Annotated in this window: 15 protein-coding genes; 8 read left to right on the top strand and 7 right to left on the bottom strand. The window is 66.4% G+C overall.

Features of this window, described 5'->3' with window-relative positions; genetic code table 11:
- Position 1 precedes the first annotated feature (1 nt).
- Positions 2-1,033 carry a LysR substrate-binding domain-containing protein gene (locus M3149_RS13840; protein ID WP_251710132.1) on the bottom strand — a complete coding sequence of 344 codons (1,032 nt, stop codon included), beginning with the start codon at positions 1,031-1,033 and terminating at the stop codon, positions 2-4.
- Positions 1,034-1,150: 117 nt separating this feature from the next.
- Here M3149_RS13840 and M3149_RS13845 point away from each other — a divergent pair, with 117 nt between their 5' ends.
- The 6 genes from M3149_RS13845 to M3149_RS13870 all read left to right on the top strand — a co-directional run bounded on the left by M3149_RS13845 (position 1,151) and on the right by M3149_RS13870 (position 5,685).
- Complete coding sequence (locus M3149_RS13845; protein ID WP_251710133.1) at positions 1,151-1,612, top strand: DUF2917 domain-containing protein; 462 nt, start codon at positions 1,151-1,153, stop codon at positions 1,610-1,612.
- A 42-nt stretch (positions 1,613-1,654) separates the two neighbouring features.
- Complete coding sequence (locus M3149_RS13850) at positions 1,655-2,263, top strand: TetR/AcrR family transcriptional regulator (protein ID WP_251710134.1); 609 nt, start codon at positions 1,655-1,657, stop codon at positions 2,261-2,263.
- An 83-nt stretch (positions 2,264-2,346) separates the two neighbouring features.
- Entirely contained in the window at positions 2,347-3,327 is a 981-nt protein-coding gene (locus M3149_RS13855) for an MBL fold metallo-hydrolase (protein ID WP_251710135.1), read from the top strand.
- A 180-nt stretch (positions 3,328-3,507) separates the two neighbouring features.
- The gene (locus M3149_RS13860; protein WP_251710136.1) at positions 3,508-3,795 is read left to right on the top strand and encodes a hypothetical protein; all 288 of its coding nucleotides are present in this window, start codon (positions 3,508-3,510) and stop codon (positions 3,793-3,795) included.
- Complete coding sequence (locus tag M3149_RS13865; protein ID WP_251710137.1) at positions 3,795-4,355, top strand: hypothetical protein; 561 nt, start codon at positions 3,795-3,797, stop codon at positions 4,353-4,355. The genes M3149_RS13860 and M3149_RS13865 overlap by 1 nt, the downstream gene beginning before the upstream one ends.
- A gap of 79 nt (positions 4,356-4,434) precedes the next feature.
- Positions 4,435-5,685 (top strand): SLC13 family permease, encoded by a 1,251-nt coding sequence (locus M3149_RS13870; protein ID WP_251710138.1) that lies wholly within the window; start codon positions 4,435-4,437, stop codon positions 5,683-5,685.
- An 11-nt stretch (positions 5,686-5,696) separates the two neighbouring features.
- Here the strand turns inward: M3149_RS13870 and M3149_RS13875 are convergent, their stop codons facing one another.
- Positions 5,697-6,605, bottom strand: a complete 909-nt coding sequence (locus M3149_RS13875; RefSeq protein WP_251710139.1) for a DUF6279 family lipoprotein — start codon at positions 6,603-6,605, stop codon at positions 5,697-5,699.
- Here M3149_RS13875 and glmU point away from each other — a divergent pair.
- Complete coding sequence (gene glmU, locus M3149_RS13880) at positions 6,604-8,004, top strand: bifunctional UDP-N-acetylglucosamine diphosphorylase/glucosamine-1-phosphate N-acetyltransferase GlmU (RefSeq protein ID WP_251710140.1); 1,401 nt, start codon at positions 6,604-6,606, stop codon at positions 8,002-8,004. The two genes, M3149_RS13875 and glmU, sit on opposite strands and share 2 nt — an antisense overlap.
- 73 nt (positions 8,005-8,077) lie before the next feature.
- Here glmU and M3149_RS13885 read toward each other — a convergent pair whose 3' ends face one another.
- Both M3149_RS13885 and M3149_RS13890 read right to left on the bottom strand, forming a co-directional pair.
- Entirely contained in the window at positions 8,078-8,803 is a 726-nt protein-coding gene (locus tag M3149_RS13885) for a DUF2726 domain-containing protein (protein WP_251710141.1), read from the bottom strand.
- A 154-nt stretch (positions 8,804-8,957) separates the two neighbouring features.
- Positions 8,958-9,449 (bottom strand): Lrp/AsnC family transcriptional regulator, encoded by a 492-nt coding sequence (locus tag M3149_RS13890; protein WP_251710142.1) that lies wholly within the window; start codon positions 9,447-9,449, stop codon positions 8,958-8,960.
- Between the two features lie 134 nt (positions 9,450-9,583).
- Here M3149_RS13890 and glmS point away from each other — a divergent pair, with 134 nt between their 5' ends.
- Complete coding sequence (gene glmS / locus M3149_RS13895; protein ID WP_251710143.1) at positions 9,584-11,437, top strand: glutamine--fructose-6-phosphate transaminase (isomerizing); 1,854 nt, start codon at positions 9,584-9,586, stop codon at positions 11,435-11,437.
- 631 nt (positions 11,438-12,068) lie between these two features.
- Here glmS and bluB read toward each other — a convergent pair.
- From bluB to M3149_RS13910, 3 genes are read right to left on the bottom strand one after another with little or no spacing between them, the layout of a single operon-like run.
- Entirely contained in the window at positions 12,069-12,824 is a 756-nt protein-coding gene (gene bluB / locus M3149_RS13900) for a 5,6-dimethylbenzimidazole synthase (protein ID WP_251710144.1), read from the bottom strand.
- The gene (locus tag M3149_RS13905; RefSeq protein WP_251710145.1) at positions 12,808-13,236 is read right to left on the bottom strand and encodes a DUF1636 domain-containing protein; all 429 of its coding nucleotides are present in this window, start codon (positions 13,234-13,236) and stop codon (positions 12,808-12,810) included. The genes bluB and M3149_RS13905 overlap by 17 nt, the downstream gene beginning before the upstream one ends.
- Positions 13,233-13,715 carry a vWA domain-containing protein gene (locus M3149_RS13910; RefSeq protein WP_251710146.1) on the bottom strand — a complete coding sequence of 161 codons (483 nt, stop codon included), beginning with the start codon at positions 13,713-13,715 and terminating at the stop codon, positions 13,233-13,235. The genes M3149_RS13905 and M3149_RS13910 overlap by 4 nt, the downstream gene beginning before the upstream one ends.
- Positions 13,716-13,881: the final 166 nt, after the last annotated feature.

The following is a 13,881-nucleotide window of genomic DNA, read 5'->3' on the forward strand; positions in this document are numbered from 1 at the left end:
GTCAGTCGATGTTGTCCACGGTGTCGGGATCCGGCACGTCGCCGATCGCCTCGCGCGTGAGTGCGGCCTGCTGGAGCAGCCAGTCGGCGAAGGCCTTGACCTCGGGGCGCTGCGGGCTGCGCGGCGCCATCACCAGCCAGTACACCAGCGGTGAGTCGATGCGCGTGTGCGGCAGCGGCTCCACCAGCGCACCGCTGGCCAGGTTCTCGGCCACCAGCGGCAGTCGCGCCAGCGCCACGCCCTGGCCGATCACGGCGGCCTGCACGATCTGCTGTGCGTAGTTGAAGTACAGCCAGCGCTGCGGATTCAGGCGCGGGCGTTGCGCGGCCTTGGCGCGCCCGCGTGGCGTGGGCGCGGGCTCGGGGCTGGCGAAGTGGTCGAGCCAGCGCTGCCAGGTCAGCCATTCGAGGTGGCGGGTACGGTGCGCGTCACCGGCTTCGATGAGCGCGCAACCCGCGAGGTCTTCGATGCGCTGGATGGGATGGCTCTGCAGCAGCCAGGGGCTGGCCACGGGCGTGAGCTTCTCGCCGAAGAGGCGGATGGCGCCCGCCGGTACCGCCTGCGGTACGGCGTAGCGCAGCGCCAGGTCGACATCGGCGGTGGACAGGTCGACCGCCGAGTCGGTGGCGTCGATGCGGATGTCGATGTCGGGGTGGTCGCGCTGGAAGGCCTCCAGGCGCGGAATCAACCACATCGAGGCGAACGATGCCCAGGTGGTGATGGCCACGCTCTTGCGCCCCGCGCTCTGGCGGATCTGGCGCACCGTGGCGTCCATGCGTTCAAGCGCGCTGCTGGCCGCGCGCAGCAGTTGCGAGCCCGCCCCCGTGAGCTCGACCGCGCGGGTGTGACGCAGGAACAGCGAGACGCCCACCTCGTCTTCCAGCGCCTGGATCTGGCGGCTCACGGCGCTCTGTGTGAGCGAGAGTTCCTCGGCCGCGGCGCGGAAGTTCAGGTGTCGGGCCACGGCCTCGAAGGCGCGCAGGTGGCCCATGCCGATCGGGCGGGTGCGGGGGTGGCGGGCGGTGAGCGACATGTCGAAGCATTGATGCGCTGATGGAATCAATAGCTTAGCCGGGTTTCATTGGACGCTGGACGCCCGTGGCGAGAAGATGACATCCGCGCCAACACCCCCGGCGCCTGGAGAACCGACATGGCTACCCGTTCCGAATCGGCATCAAACACGTCGCGCCGCGGCCACCTCGTCGCGGCCCACCGGGCCATCAGCCTGTACCCCGCCGAGGACAGCTGCCTGAACATCACCAGCGGCCGCGCCTGGGTCACGTTGAACCAGCCGCACGTACCGGCCGGGCTGGGCGACATCGTGCTGGAGCGCGGCGAGCGGCTGCATGTGCCCGCCGGTGCCCACCTGGTGATGGAGCCGTGGCAGAGCGGCGATGCGCTGCGCTTTGACTGGTGTGTCGAGCCGTTGAGCGTGGCGGCACCCGGGCGCTTTGCACGCGAGGTGGTCGCACCGACGCGCGAACTCGGCCATGCTCTGGGTCACGTGGCACTGGCGTTCGGGCGGTTGCTGCGCGGCGTGCTCGGTTACGGCGAGTTCCTGGTGGCCGGCCGCGGCCGCGTGCTCTCGCGCTTCGAGTCGAACCCGCCTTGAGCGTGAGCGCCGACGCGGTGTCGGGGTGAGCACAATAGGCGCATGGCCCGACCCAAGTCCGCTACCCACGATCTCAAACGCGACCAGATCCTCGACGTCGCGGCCGAGTGCTTCGCACGACTGAGCTTTCCGGCCGCGAGCATGAACCACATTGCCCAGGCGTGTGGCACCAGCAAGGCGCGGCTGTACCACTACTACGAGAGCAAGGAAGCCATACTGTTCGATCTGCTCGACCGCTACACCCAGCGCCTGCTGGCGTTGATCGGAGAAGCCGAGGGCCGCGCGCAGCGCAAGAACCTGAGCGAGCGCGAAGCGCTGAACGAACTCGTGCGCGCCTTCCTGGCCGAGTACGAGAGCAGCGCCACGCGCCACGTGGCCCTCGTGTCGGACACCAAGTTCCTGGGCGAGGTGCAGCGCGAACTCATTCTGGACCGCCAGCGCGACGTGGTGGCGGCCTTCACCCGCTTCATCAAGCGCGCCTACCCCGAGCGCGTGACCCCGGCCAACCAGGCCGCGCTGGCCATGATGCTGTTCGGCATGATCAACTGGACCTTCACCTGGCTGCGTCCCGGCGGGCCGATGAGCTATGCGGGCTTTGCCGAGGAGGTGGTGGCGGTGATCGAAGGCGGGCTGGCGGGGCGGCGGCCGTGACGTCCGTCGGGCCTTATTGATTTACGGATGTGAAACGAATTTCGTTTAGTTAAAATTCATACATTCCCACGGAGACCACCCCCATGAGCAAAGCCTTCGCCTCCCAGGCCGACCTTCAGGACAAGAAGATCACCTTCGAGCAACTCAGCCCGCACTGCTGGGCCTACACCGCCGAGGGCGATCCGAACTCGGGCGTGATCATTGGCGAGAAGTTCATCATGGTGAGCGACGCCACGGCCACGCCGGCCATGGCGCAAGACCTGATCGCGCGCATCCGCCAGGTCAGCGACAAGCCCATCAAGTACGTGCTGCTCACCCACTACCACGCGGTGCGCGTGCTGGGGGCCAGTGCCTACGTGGCCGAGGGCGCCACCGAGATCATTGCCAGCCGCGGCACGTACGAACTCATCGTGGAGCGCGGCGCCGAAGACATGCAGAGCGAGATGGAGCGCTTTCCGCGCCTGTTCCGTGGCGCCGACACCGTGCCCGGCCTGACCTGGCCCACGATGGTCATCGGCGACGGCACAGCGGGCCGCCAAGGTTCACTCACCGTCGACCTGGGCGGTGTGAAGGTCGAGATCTGGCACCCCGGCCAGGGCCACACGCGCGGCGACACCATCGCCTGGGTGGAGAGCGAGAAGGTGCTGTTCAGCGGCGATCTGGTGGAGTACGAGGCCGGCGTCTACACCGGCGACGCCCAACTCGAAGAGTGGCCCGCCACGCTGGAGGCGCTGCGCGCGCTCAAGGCCGAGTACATCGTGCCCGGGCGCGGCGAGGCCATGAAGGGCAACGCCGACGTGAACAAGGCGCTCGACTACACGAAGCGCTGGGTCACCACCCTGTTCCAGGCCGGCAAGGAAGCCGTGGCCGCCAACATGGACCTCAAGGCCGCCATGGCCCACGCCCGCAAGAGCATGGACCCGGTGTTCGGCCACGTCTTCATCTACGAGCACTGCCTGCCCTTCGACGTGAGCCGCGCCTACGACGAAGCCAAGGGCATCAAGAACCCCCGCATCTGGACCGCTGAGCGGGACAAGGAGATGTGGGCGGCCTTGCAGGCCTGACCGCGCAGCGGTTGGGCCTACAAGCACCCAGCGGCCTTGCAGGCCTGACCGCGCAGCGGGTCCTGCCCGCAACGTTCATTCGAATGGATGACGTTCGGCAACCTTCATGATTACAAAACAATCATAAAGTATTAGTTTTGATACCATCATCGGCCTTCGATCTTGGTTGGTGGCGAATGTATGGTGTCGTTTCTGCGTCTTGCTTTTGGGTCATTGATGGCGATCTGCACCATCGGCCCCGGCCTCGACTGGCTCTGGCAAGCCGTGATGGGCGCGGATTCGAACCCACCCACCCTCTGGGTGCTCACATTTCTCACCATGGCGGCGATACTGGCGTTGATGGCGCGCTACTGTGGGCACCGCCAGCGTATCCTGAGCGACGAGGTTGAACGTTGCTGCAAGGCGAAGTCGGAACTCGAGCGCCAGGTGCTGAAACACAGAAAATCATCTCATCGGAGAGGGCACTGATGATCAATCTGCTCGTACTGCATGTGCTGATCTTTGTGGTGGCCGCAGCGGTCTTCTATCAATTGTTCTTGCGTGCGGCCCGGCTTCGGGCCCGCTTTCGTTTGTACGAGGTGCGCGACAAGCTGATCCTGCTCGTCGCGCAGGATCGGATGACGGAGGATCAGCCCGTCTTCAAGCATCTTTACGGTCGAGTCAACCAGTTGCTGCAGTCAACGCCTCATGTGGGCGTGGACGACATCCTTCAGGTGGTGCTTTCCCAGCGGCGCGATGAGGACTTTGATCACGCACTGGCGCAGGCGCGCATTCGCCTCGCGCGCTTGTCGAAAGACCCGGTGATGAACGACGACGCCGTGCGCACGGTGGTGCGCGAGTACTTTGCTGCGGTGGAGTACAGCATCCTCACCCACAGCAGCTGGATGCGGGCATTTTTCCTCCTCTCGCGCTATCTCACTCAGCAACTGGCGGAGTCCCTGCTCAATCGGCTTGCGCCCAAGCAAGCGCGGCAAGTGGTTGCCAGCGCGCGGGTGTTCCACGACGCCGAAATGCACTTGCAGGCCTGACCGTTCGTCACGGGCACATTCCCTTCGGTAAGCCGCCCTCGGGCGGCTTTTTGCTGGGCGCCGCTACGATGCGCGCTCCATGGCCTCCTCCGACCCTTTGATTGCCGCCGCCACCGATTGGGCCATCGTGTTCATCTTCGGCGTGGTCTACCTCGGCATGTTCCTGGGTGGCTTGCCGCGCTTGCGGCTGGACCGATCCGGTGTCGCGCTGCTCGGTGCCATCGCGGTGATCGCTGTTTCGGGCATGGATGTGGTGCAGGCGGCCGAGGCCGTGGACCTGCCCACCATCCTGCTGTTGTTTGCCTTCATGGTGATTTCGGCCCAGATGCGCCTGGGCGGTTTCTACGCCGCGGTTACGCGCCGCGTTGGCGAGTTGCCCCTGCCCGACCCCGCGCTGCTGGCCGCGCTCATCGCCGTGGCGGCGGTGTTGTCGGCGGTGTTTTCGAACGACGTGGTGTGCCTTGCGATGACGCCGATCGTGGCGCGGCTGTGCCTGCGCCGGGGCACCAATCCGCTGCCGTTCCTGCTGGGCCTGGCGTGTGCGGCCAACATCGGGTCGGCCGCCACGCTCATCGGCAACCCGCAGAACATGCTCATCGGCTCGGTGCTGCAGCTCGACTTCGCCGCGTACGCGCGCGCCGCCATCGTGCCGGTCCTGATCAGCCTGGTGCTGCTGTGGGGCTGGCTGGTGTGCGTGCCGCATGCCGGCGTCGATCCGTTGCCCCCGAGCAACCGGCGCTCCGAGGACCCGCCGTTCAACCCCTGGCAGACGGCCAAGGGGTTGGCCGTGGCTGGCGTGCTCATGGGCCTGTTCCTGTTCCACGACGGGCCGCACGAGGTCTGGGCCCTGGTCGGGGCGGCGCTGTTGCTGCTCAGTCGCCGGCTGGCGTCGGCCGAGTTCATGAAGCTCATCGACTGGCCGCTGCTGATCCTGTTCATGGGCCTGTTCGTGGTCAATCACGCCTTCGAGCAGACGGGCCTGTCGGCCGGGGCCGTGGCCTGGATGGCCGAACGCGGGGTGCAGCTCACCGACCCCGGCCCGATGCTGGTGGTGGGCGTGGGCCTTTCGAACCTGGTGTCCAACGTGCCGGCGGTCATGCTGTTGCTGCCGCACTTGCAGGGTGCCCCGCAGTCCGGTGTGCTGCTGGCGCTGGTCACCACCTTCGCCGGCAACCTGCTGTTGGTGGGTTCGATCGCCAACCTCATCGTGGCCGATCTGGCGCGCCAGCAGGGCATCCTGATCGACTGGAAGCGCCACGCCATCGTCGGCATCCCGGTCACGCTGCTGTCGCTGGGCGTGATCTGGATCTGGCTGCGCGCAGTGACCTGATGAGTTCGGGCTCAGCGCTGCGCGCTGAGCGTGTGGAAGTCGCTCTCGTAGCTTTGCAGCGAGCGCACCAGTTGCTCGCGCTGGGCGGGCGTGGTGCTGTTGTGCAGGGCCGCGAACTGGGCGCAACCGTGGCGAATGGCCGCTTCGCTGTGCGCCTGGTAGCCCGGCGTGGGCGAGCGCAGCAGGCTCTGGGCGTGCGCCCGCAACGCGGCCTCGGCCTGGGTCGGCTCGCGCTGGGCGGTCTGCAGCGCCTGCAGCAGGTCGGTCTGGCGACGCCGCCGTTCGGCCTGGGTGCGCTGTGCATCCCAGGGGGACTTTTCCAGCCATTGGCGCAGCAGCGCCCGCTGTTCCTGGCTCAAGGCACCGTAAAAGCGTTCGCTGCGCTCGACGGTGGTGTCAAGCCGTCGCTGCAGCCGCTGCTCGCGCGTGCCACGCAGGAAGTCGCGCTCGAACGAGCTGTTGCTGCGCGCCTGGCGGCGTTGCAGGTTCTCCAGTTGTGCGGCGCTGAGCTGCGGCGCAATGCGCGCGAACGGCTCGATCACGCGTTCGCCAGCGCTCCACAGGCGGCCGCGGATGGCCTCGAACTGGGTGCAGACTTCATCGGCCGTGACGTCGCGCAGTGCCATCGCCTGCCATTGACGCAGCAGGCCGGCATAGGTGGGCAGTTCCTCGCGCCGGTGCCAGCTGAAGAAGCCGTCGATCTCGTCGCGCACCTGCACCGATTGCGCGTCGCTGAAATCGAAGTGGTTGTCGAGCCACCAGTGGCTCAGGTGCGGCGCCTGGTTGTACGCAAAGCGTGCGGTGGTGCAGGCCACCAGCGTGGTCACGACGCCGAGCACCACAAGGGTGCGGGCGATAATCCGGCGCAACCTGGCACCGCCCCGGCGGGCTTGCCGATCAATTGCGAAAGAGGTGCTCATGTCGAAACCGGTGGATGTGGTGGTGATGGCCGCGGGCAAGGGCACGCGCATGAAAAGCCAGCGGCCCAAAGTGTTGCACCGCATCGGCGGGCGTGCACTGGCCCAGCACGTGATCGACTGCGCCGCGCGGTTATCGGCGCGCTCGGTGGTGGTGATCACCGGTCATGGTGCGGCGCAGGTGGAGGCCGCGTTGCGCGCGCCGGCCGCCATGTCGCTGCGCTTCGTGCGGCAGGAGCCGCAATTGGGCACCGGGCATGCGGTGCAGCAGGCCGTGCCCCTGCTGGCCGATGACGGCCTGACGCTGGTGCTGTCGGGTGACGTGCCACTGACGCGCCCCGAGACCCTGCAGGCGCTCGTCGATCTCGGGGCGGGTGAGCACCCGGCACTGCTCACGCTTGATCTGCCCGACCCAACCGGTTACGGACGCGTGGTGCGTGGTGCCGATGGTTCGGTACAAGCCATCGTGGAGCACAAGGACGCCACCGACGCCCAGCGCGCGATCACCGAGATCTACAGCGGCATCATGGTGGTGCCCACGCGCCTGTTGCGGGGCTGGCTGGCGCGGCTGGACAACCGCAACGCCCAGAGCGAGTACTACCTGACCGATGTCGTGAAGTTTGCCGTGGCCGACGGATGTACCGTCAAGGCCCACCGCATCGACGATGCGGTGCAGGTGGCGGGTGTGAACAGCCCGCAGCAGCTTGCCGAGCTCGAACGCGCCCACCAGCACAGGCTCGCCAGTCACTTCATGCAGCAGGGTGTTCGCCTGGCCGATCCGGCCCGTTTCGATGTGCGCGGCGAGCTGGTGTGTGGCCAGGACGTGGAGATCGACGTCAACTGCGTGTTCGAGGGCCACGTCGAACTCGGTGACGGCGTGCGCATCGGTGCGAATTGCGTGATTGCCAACGCGCGCCTCGAAGCAGGCGCGGTGATCCATCCGTTCACGCACATCGACGGCGAAGCACTCGGTGTGCGCGTGGGGCCCGGCGCGCTGGTGGGGCCGTTCGCACGCCTGCGCCCGGGGGCCGACCTCGGCGCCGAGGTGCACATCGGCAACTTTGTCGAGGTCAAGAACAGCACCCTGGCCGCGGGCGCCAAGGCCAACCACCTGGCCTACCTGGGTGACGCCACGGTGGGTGAGCGCGTGAACTACGGCGCCGGCAGCATCACCGCCAATTACGACGGGGCCAACAAGCACCGCACGGTGATCGAGGCCGACGTGCACGTGGGCAGCAATTGCGTGCTGGTGGCCCCGGTCACCATCGGCGCCGGCGGCACCGTGGGTGCGGGTTCCACCATCACCAAGAGCACCGAGCCGGGCGCGCTGGCGGTGGCCCGTGGGTGCCAGGCCAGCATTGCGAACTGGCAGCGGCCGCAGAAACAGAAGAAGCCCGTTTGAGACGGTTCGGAAAAAACAAAAGCGCCCTGTGGGGCGCTTTTGTCTTGGGGCGGGTGTTTCCGGTGGATGGGGGTCAGCGCCCACCGCGCACATCGAACGAACCGCCGTCGTAGCGGCGCGACTCGCCGCGCGGCTTGCGCGGCGCCAGTTCGTCCTCCAGGCTCATGAGGCCGCTCAGGCCCAGCACCTCGGAGTCACGGTAGGCCGAGTTGCCGTACTGCTCGTCCAGCGTGGACATCTGGCTCTCCAGCTCCTTCTTCACGGTCTCGCGGTCGGGCTGTGTGGGCTGCGCCGACTTCGGCTTGGGCAGTTCGACCAGGTTGAGCTGGGCGCGGAACTCGGCCGGCGAGGGCATGCGATGGATGCCGTTCTTGAGGAACAGGAAACGCACACCCGCGGTCTTGAGGATGCGGTTCTTCACCTTCGTGCGCTGCGCCTTGGCTTCGGCATTGCTCAGGTGGTACTGCTCGATGTCGAAGGCGAAGGTGGGACGACCGTCGGGCGCGCAGACCACGAAATCCACGCGGTGCTCTTTCAGGCGCTGCTTGGCGGCGGCCTTGTTGGCGGCGCGGCGCACCGAGAGCATGTTGCCCAGCGACACGTTCGGCAGCACGACCTGGCCCGGGAATGTGTCCTGGAGGTAGTCGAGCATGGCCACCTGCTCGGACGACAGGATGCGCTCCGGGCTGAAGCGGTCGTCGCGACCATCGTCCTGGGAGCGCATGAAGCGCATGTAGAGCCAGACGCACAGCGCAAGCACCACCGCGGCAATCACCGATCCCGTCACCACCATGTCCATGAAAGAAACCTCCTGAGGCGCCGACGCCCGGCGGGTCGGCAGAATTTGTTGCGAGGTTGTTACACCAAGCGCATTCCGTCAACTCCTGGCATGGACGCAGCGCGCATAAGTGTGCGTTTTGATGCGAACTCCCCGGGGTGTTTAAGCCGTTCGGTCACATCGGGGTTCTGAGCGGCAGGCGCGGATCGAATTTGGCGCAGCGCGTGCTGAAAAAGCCCTTGACGTTGCGCACGTTGGCGTCGCCCGTGAACAACCGCTGCGTGAGGGCCAGGTAGTCGGGCATATCGGCGCAACGCACCACGAGCACGAAATCCGGCCCGGGGCTGACGCGGTAGCACTGCTGCACCCGCGCTTCGGCCACGGCACGGGCCTCGAACGCCTCCAGCGCCTCCGCACCCTGGCGTTCCAGGCTCACCTCGACGAGCGCGGTCAGGCCGTGCCCCAGCAACGGTGCCAGGCGGTCGGCGTCCAGCAGCGCCACCTCGCGCGCGATCAGGCCGCGCTCGCGCAGGCGCTTGACGCGGCGCAGGCAGGTGGGCGGGCTCAGGTGCGCGCGCTCGGCCAGGGCCTGGTTGGTCAACGACGCGTCGTCCTGCAACAGCTCCAGCAGGCGCAGATCGGTCGCATCGATGGATGAGTCTTCCATTGAGGTCTATGTTTTGAATGAAATGGCAACGTATCTGCCTTCAAGACAGAATGTGCTGATCCAGGTTCAATTTTGCACGTTAATTTCATTCAGGGCTGACTAGCATTCGTCCCGTTCAAACACCGGAGGCGTTCATGTGCGGCATCGTGGCGGGGGTTTCGGGGCGCGACATCGTGCCCGTGCTGGTTCAAGGTCTGCAGCGGCTGGAGTACCGCGGCTATGACTCCTGCGGCGTGGCTGTGCACAGCGCCGGTCTGAAACGCGCGCGCAGTGTGGCCCGCGTGGCCGAACTCGCACAGCAGGTGCAGGCGGAGGGCATCGCCAGCGGCACCGGCATCGCCCACACCCGCTGGGCCACGCACGGTGCGCCCGCGGTGCACAACGCGCACCCGCACTTCAGCCACGGGCCCGGTGTGCAACAGGGCACAGCTGGCCGCGTGGCGCTGGTGCACAACGGCATCATCGAGAACCACGACGAGTTGCGCGCAGCGCTGCAGGCCAAGGGCTATGTGTTCGAGAGCCAGACCGACACCGAGGTCATCGCCCACCTGGTCGATTCGCTGTACGACGGCGACGTGTTCGCCGCACTGCAGGCTGCGGTGAAGCAGCTGCACGGCGCCTATGCGCTGGCCGTGTTCCACAAGGACGAGCCACACCGCGTGGTGGGCGCGCGCGCGGGCTCGCCGCTGGTGTTGGGCGTGGGCACCGAGGGCGAGCATTTCCTCGCCAGCGACGCCATGGCGCTGGCGGGTGTGACCGACCAGATCGTCTACCTGGAAGAGGGCGATCTCGTCGACCTGCAGATGGGGCGCTACTGGGTGGCAGACGCCAACGGCCGTTCGCTGGACGCGACGCAACGCCCGGTGCGCACGGTGCACGCCCACAGCGGCGCGGCCGAACTGGGGCCCTATCGCCACTACATGCAGAAAGAGATCTTCGAGCAGCCGCGCGCCATCGCCGACACGCTCGAAGGCGTGGCCGGCATCACGCCCGAGCTCTTTGGCGACGGCGCCTACCGCGTGTTCAAGGACGTTGATCGCGTGCTCATCCTGGCCTGCGGCACCAGCTACTACAGCGGTTGCACCGCGAAGTACTGGCTCGAGTCGATCGCGAGGATTCCCACCCAGGTGGAGGTGGCCAGCGAGTACCGCTACCGCACCAGCGTGCCCGATCCACGCACCCTGGTCGTCACCATCAGCCAGAGCGGCGAGACCGCCGATACCCTGGCCGCGCTGCGCCACGCGCAAAGCCTGGGCATGAAGCACACGCTGACGATCTGCAACGTGGCCACCAGCGCCATGGTGCGCGAGTGCGAGTTGGCCTACATCACGCGCGCCGGCGTCGAGATCGGCGTCGCGTCCACCAAGGCGTTCACCACCCAGCTCGCGGGCCTGTTCCTGCTCACGCTCGCGTTGGCGCAGGTGCGTGGATACCTGAGCGAGGAACAGGAGGCCGAACACCTCAAGCGCATGCGCCACCTGCCCGTGGCGCTGCAGGCCGTGCTGGCGCTGGAGCCGCAGGTCATCAGCTGGGCCGAGGACTTTGCGCGCATGGACAACGCGCTGTTCCTGGGGCGCGGCCTGCACTACCCGATTGCCCTGGAAGGCGCGCTCAAGCTCAAGGAAATCAGCTACATCCACGCCGAGGCCTACCCCGCCGGCGAACTCAAGCACGGCCCGCTGGCGCTGGTGACGGCTGCCATGCCTGTGGTCACCGTGGCACCCAACGACACCCTGCTGGAAAAGCTCAAGAGCAACATGCAGGAGGTGCGCGCACGCGGTGGCGTGCTCTACGTGCTGGCCGACGCCGACACGCGCATCGCCAGCAGCGAGGGCATTCACGTCATCCGCATGCCCGAGCACTACGGTGCACTCTCGCCCATCCTGCACGTGGTGCCGCTGCAGTTGCTCGCGTATCACACGGCGCTGGCCAAGGGTACCGATGTCGACAAACCGCGCAACCTCGCAAAAAGCGTGACGGTGGAGTGATGCGGGGTGGTGACGATGCCGATCTTTGATTGACAATTATCGAGGATATTTGAAAGGGATACTTCAAAAATTGACTAATATTTTTAGATTATGGATATTTTTGACAATTTAATCGTGTAAATAGTGAGTGTCAGCCGAAAACGAAAACTGTCACCCACTTTTCATGTTGGAAAGAGATCGCGCGCTCGCGCGAAGGGCAATCCTGTCTCGGCAGCTCAGCGCACCTTGCTTTCCAGATGACTAGACGGAATAAAGCTCGTCGGAGCGGCAGCTGACTGGAAGGGCTGATGTGCAGCGCTATGGCGAGCTTTACATAGCGCTGCCTATGCCGAGATCGCAACTGCACATAGTTGCGATCTCGGCATAGGCAGCGACAGCCGTCGGTCGTGGTCACGAGCTGGGTAGACGCTGGCTGGCACGAAGCCGTCATCGACTCACCCGTCAGCGTTACGGCAACAACGACGGCTATTAAGGGGGCTGCAGTCATCCAGCCCCAGCCCGACCAGTACCGCGCCGGTCAGTACGGCTGCGTCGGGGGTGAACCAACCGACGAGGCTCATGACGAGGTCAGGCGTCGGCATGAGAGATCTGCACGTTCATTTTCCGTATCATTTCCTTGAGGCGATCCGGATCAATCGCCACGTCCCGAGCCCGCCGTCCCGCCCGCGCTCAGGGGCTGGCCCCAAGTGTCTTCAAACAGCACATCGTCCAGTGCCGTTCGCTGTGCCCAGCGCTGTTGCTGGAGCATGGGGTCATCATAAAAATGGCGGACCGGGCCAATGCACAGCAGCGCGACGGGCTCTGCGCCTTCGGGCATACCCAGCAATGAAGCCACCGCCACCGGGTCGAACATCGAAACCCAGCCCATGCCCAGGCCCTCGGCGCGCGCGGCCAGCCACAGGTTCTGTATCGCGCAGGCGGTCGAGGCGAGGTCCATGTGCGGCAAGGTTCGCCGGCCGAACACATGCTGTTCACGGCCCTCGGACAGCGCCACCACCCAGACCTCGGCCGCGTCCATCAGGCCTTCGACCTTGAGGCGCAAAAACGCATCCATGCGCTCTCCCAGCGCCGTGGCGGTTTGCTGCCGCTCCTGTTCCACCAGCGCCTGCAACTCGGCCCGCAACGCGCGCGTGGCTACCCGCAGGAAGCGCCACGGCTGCATGAAGCCCACGCTGGGCGCATGGTGCGCGGCCATGAGCAGGCGGCGCATCACAGCCGGCGCAACCGCACCGCCGGCAAAGTGGCGCATGTCGCGCCGCTCGAAAATGGCGCGGTAGACGGCCTCCTGCTGAGCCGGCGAAAAAACGTGCTCCGGGGCCGTCGCCCCGGTCAGGTCGGTGTCTGCCGCGGCGGCTTGCACGGCAGGACTTTCAACGGCCCGCGTCATGATTGCTTTCAGCGGATGAACGGGTCGGTGGCAGGCGGCACAGGATGCCGCTGCGCAAAAGGGCAGGGCGGGCATCGCGGGGCAAGTTGCCATCGGGCGCCCGAAAATGCATCACGGCGCAATCCAGCAGTTGCCGGGCAGCGTCCTCTGAGGGGGTCAGGTCGCCAAATTGGAAGCTGTGCTTGCCAGGAGCCTGAAAAGCCACCGTGCAGGCGCGCGAGCAGCCGGCCGTGCACGCCACCCCTCGCACATGAATAGCGGCCCACTCGGGCTGATCGCCGAAGGCCTGTGCGGTTTGCACGGCTTCCAACAGAATGTCACCTGCAGCGCGCTGATCTCGCGTGTTCTCCGCAGGGCGGCAGGTGGTGCAAATGATGAGCTCAGTCGTGCTGAGGTCGGTTTTTGGAGTCATTGTGTGTCAGTGGTGGGTTGGCGCAACTCGGCGCCCCAGGCCTGTGCCCAGGCCCTGCAGCGTCCGAGTGGGCGAGGAGAGTTGTCGAAATCGACGATGACGATGTGGTCAGCCGCCGTAGGTGCTGCTGGTTGCTCCAGGCTGCGCCCGTCGGTGAGTAGCCACAGCAGGCGGCGCCCATTGCCGTGGCGCCGCCGATGCGCCAGAAGTTCGGTCTGCGCCTGACCCAGCGCTGCCGCCAGGGGCGTACCGCCACCCCCGCCCAGCGGCCGAAGGCGCCCCAACGCCGAGCGCCGCGCCTGGGTGGGCGACAGTACGCATTGCACCCCCTGTCCCCCGAACAGCAGCAGTCCGACCTGGTTGCCGGTACGGGCCGCGTCCTCGATAAGGCGCGCCGCGAAACCCTTGGCCCACGCCAGACGACCGCTTTGCCGCATGGAGCCGGAATTGTCCAGCGCGATCAGGTGAAGCGTCGACATGTCAGCGGGGCGGTGTTCGCGCTGCAGATGGGACCGCTGCAAGGCGGCGGGCCCTTTGCGCAGCAGAGTGCGACACCAATCGATTCGCCCTGGCGTGTGGGTCGATGCCTGCATCGCGTTCTGCGCCAGTTGCGGCCTTGCGTATGGGTCAATGGAGAACCACCGC

The sequence above is a fragment of the Hydrogenophaga intermedia genome, assembly GCF_023715105.1.
Classification (GTDB): Bacteria; Pseudomonadota; Gammaproteobacteria; order Burkholderiales; family Burkholderiaceae_C; genus Hydrogenophaga; species Hydrogenophaga intermedia_A.

Bases quoted from the DNA above. Each gene is read 5' to 3' on its own strand.
- M3149_RS13840 (WP_251710132.1), bottom strand. From the start codon at position 1,033: ATGTCGCTCACCGCCCGCCACCCCCGCACCCGCCCGATCGGCATGGGC.
- M3149_RS13845 (WP_251710133.1), top strand. From the start codon at position 1,151: ATGGCTACCCGTTCCGAATCGGCATCAAACACGTCGCGCCGCGGCCAC.
- M3149_RS13850 (WP_251710134.1), top strand. From the start codon at position 1,655: ATGGCCCGACCCAAGTCCGCTACCCACGATCTCAAACGCGACCAGATC.
- M3149_RS13855 (WP_251710135.1), top strand. From the start codon at position 2,347: ATGAGCAAAGCCTTCGCCTCCCAGGCCGACCTTCAGGACAAGAAGATC.
- M3149_RS13860 (WP_251710136.1), top strand. From the start codon at position 3,508: ATGGTGTCGTTTCTGCGTCTTGCTTTTGGGTCATTGATGGCGATCTGC.
- M3149_RS13865 (WP_251710137.1), top strand. From the start codon at position 3,795: ATGATCAATCTGCTCGTACTGCATGTGCTGATCTTTGTGGTGGCCGCA.
- M3149_RS13870 (WP_251710138.1), top strand. From the start codon at position 4,435: ATGGCCTCCTCCGACCCTTTGATTGCCGCCGCCACCGATTGGGCCATC.
- glmU (WP_251710140.1), top strand. From the start codon at position 6,604: ATGTCGAAACCGGTGGATGTGGTGGTGATGGCCGCGGGCAAGGGCACG.
- M3149_RS13875 (WP_251710139.1), bottom strand. From the start codon at position 6,605: ATGAGCACCTCTTTCGCAATTGATCGGCAAGCCCGCCGGGGCGGTGCC.
- M3149_RS13885 (WP_251710141.1), bottom strand. From the start codon at position 8,803: ATGGACATGGTGGTGACGGGATCGGTGATTGCCGCGGTGGTGCTTGCG.
- M3149_RS13890 (WP_251710142.1), bottom strand. From the start codon at position 9,449: ATGGAAGACTCATCCATCGATGCGACCGATCTGCGCCTGCTGGAGCTG.
- glmS (WP_251710143.1), top strand. From the start codon at position 9,584: ATGTGCGGCATCGTGGCGGGGGTTTCGGGGCGCGACATCGTGCCCGTG.
- bluB (WP_251710144.1), bottom strand. From the start codon at position 12,824: ATGACGCGGGCCGTTGAAAGTCCTGCCGTGCAAGCCGCCGCGGCAGAC.
- M3149_RS13905 (WP_251710145.1), bottom strand. From the start codon at position 13,236: ATGACTCCAAAAACCGACCTCAGCACGACTGAGCTCATCATTTGCACC.
- M3149_RS13910 (WP_251710146.1), bottom strand. From the start codon at position 13,715: ATGTCGACGCTTCACCTGATCGCGCTGGACAATTCCGGCTCCATGCGG.